2 protein-coding genes and 1 pseudogene are annotated in these 2,054 nt (G+C 71.7%); all 3 read right to left on the bottom strand.

The genetic code is table 11. The features are described 5' to 3' along the window. Nucleotides 1–771, bottom strand: a pseudogene (locus AC27KI_RS23545) (ATP-binding response regulator); the annotation flags it as partial. Nucleotides 772–781: 10 nt separating this feature from the next. After that, nucleotides 782–1,231: a YchJ family protein gene (locus AC27KI_RS23540; protein ID WP_487116145.1), complete on the bottom strand. Its 450-nt coding sequence runs from the start codon at nucleotides 1,229–1,231 to the stop codon at nucleotides 782–784. A 14-nt stretch (nucleotides 1,232–1,245) separates the two neighbouring features. Further along, entirely contained in the window at nucleotides 1,246–1,953 is a 708-nt protein-coding gene (locus AC27KI_RS23535) for a DUF4197 domain-containing protein (protein WP_487116143.1), read from the bottom strand. Between the last annotated feature and the right edge of the window lie 101 nt (nucleotides 1,954–2,054).

The following is a 2,054-nucleotide window of genomic DNA, read 5'->3' as shown; positions in this document are numbered from 1 at the left end:
GAACCGGTTCTTTTCCTCCAGCGCGCGCTCGGCGGCCTCCTTGGCGGCGCGGTACTGCTCTGCCAGCCGCGCGCGCTGGCGCTCCATCTCCACCTGCTGCACCACGAAGCGGCGCGATCCCCAGGCATGGCGGCACAGCACGGCGCCGTACAGCAGCATCAGCGGCAGCAGGTAGTGCCAGCGCTGCGGGAAGTACCAGTAGATCGCCAGCGTGGGCGGCAGGTAGCTGGCCGCGAAATAGCGCCAGAAGATGACCGGCACCGGGGCGAGGAACGTCGTGGCCGACGCGATGACCGCGCACAGCACCATGTACAGGAAGAGCCGGAATTCGAGCGGGGCAGCGGACATCGTGAGAAAGACAGGCAGCGTCCACATCAGCCCCGTCCCCAGGGACAGCCACTGGAAGATGCGCTCCCATTTGGGCACGGCCACCGCATCGGGCAGCGCGGCGTCGCGCTGCAGGCCGCGGCGCAGGCGCAGCAGCCCCAGGGCCACGACCCCGAAGAGCACCCACCAGACGATCAGCGGACCGGGCGGCGCGAAGCGGCCGTAGAACCCCACCAGCACGCCGGGGATGACCACCGCGGCGATCTCCGAGGAGCCTCGCGAGGCCAGTGACTGCAGCAGCCGGCGGCGCACGGCCAGGTCCAGCGCCTGCCCGCCGGCCTCCTCGATCCCGCCGGCCCGGGATGCCGGCGGGCCCAGCACATCGGGGACTGCGGATACGGATGCGGAAACGGGCGTCACCGCGCTGCGGGAGCGATCGGGCATGCGGCAGTGCCTAGCGGAGGTCGCCGTCCACGTAGAACCAGCGCCCGTCCTGCCGCACGAAGCGGCTCAGTTCATGCAGGCGGTGGGCACGGCCGCCGGGCATGCGCTGACGGGCGACGAACTCGACCTCGGCGCGCTCGCCATCCAGGCGGCGGTGCGCACGCACTTCCAGGCCCAGCCAGCGCACGCCCGGATCGAACGCCACCTGCGCGGGCCGGTGCGCCACCTCCCAGGTGGCGAGCAGGTAGGCCGCCTGCTCGCGCACGAAGGCGGTGTAGCGCGAGCGCATGAGGCTTTCCGCATCGGGCGCGGGGGTGGTGTCGAAGTGGTCGATGTAGCGGCCGCAGCACCCGGCGTAAGGCAAGGGCCGGCGCTGCGGCGAGGGGCCGGAGGAACGGCCGCAGGGGCACGCGGCAAAGCCCTCGTGCGGGGCGGGCGATCGTGGGGTGGCCGGGCTCACCGTCTCGCCCCCTGTCATTTCAGCGCCCCGAACACCTTGCGCAGGATGGCGCTGCCCGAGCCGACCGGGTCCTGGCGGATCTTCTTTTCCTCCTCGCCGATCATGAGGTACAGGCCGTCCAGGGTCTTGCCCGTGACGTACTGCGACAGGTTGGCATCTTCCTGCCGGATCAGGCCGAACCCCGCGGCCTTGCTGGCGAAGGCGTTGTACTGCTGCGTGAGCCCCACCTGCTCGATGGCGCGGTTCACCACGGGCAGGAAGCGCTCGCCCAGTGGCGCCCGGGTCCTGCGCGCGAAGAACTCGGTCACCGAGGTTTCGCCACCGGCCAGGATGCCCTTGGCATCGGCCACGGTCATCGTCTGCACCGCGCCCACCAGCAGGTCGCGGCCCATCGGCACGGCCTGCTCGGCTGCGCGGTTCATGGAGGTCACCAGTTCGTCGATGCGGCGGCCCTGCCCGAAGCGGCGCATCAGCTCCGCGGCTTTTTCCAGGCGCGCCGGCAGCGCGATGCGCACCTGCGGGTTGCGCAGAAAGCCGTCGGGCCGCCCGAGCAGGGACACGGCGGCCTGCGCGCCCTGCGCCAGCGCGGCTTTCACGCCGCTGGCGGCATCGGCGCCGGACAGGTCGCCCAGCGACAACGCCAGCGCTTGGCCGCGGGCGGCCAGCAGCCCCAGGGCCAGGGCCCCGGCGCACGCGCGGTGGTGGAAGGTGCGACGCTGCATGGCGGTCCTTTGCTGCAAAAACGGAAAGCAAGAAAGCGGCCCGGCTCGGGCCCGAGGGGCGCATTCTTGCAGATGGCACACTGCACCCCGCCCATGTCGGG

The organism is Acidovorax sp. KPB24-03 (assembly GCF_057546605.1).
This window is presented reverse-complemented; position numbering and strand designations above follow the sequence as displayed.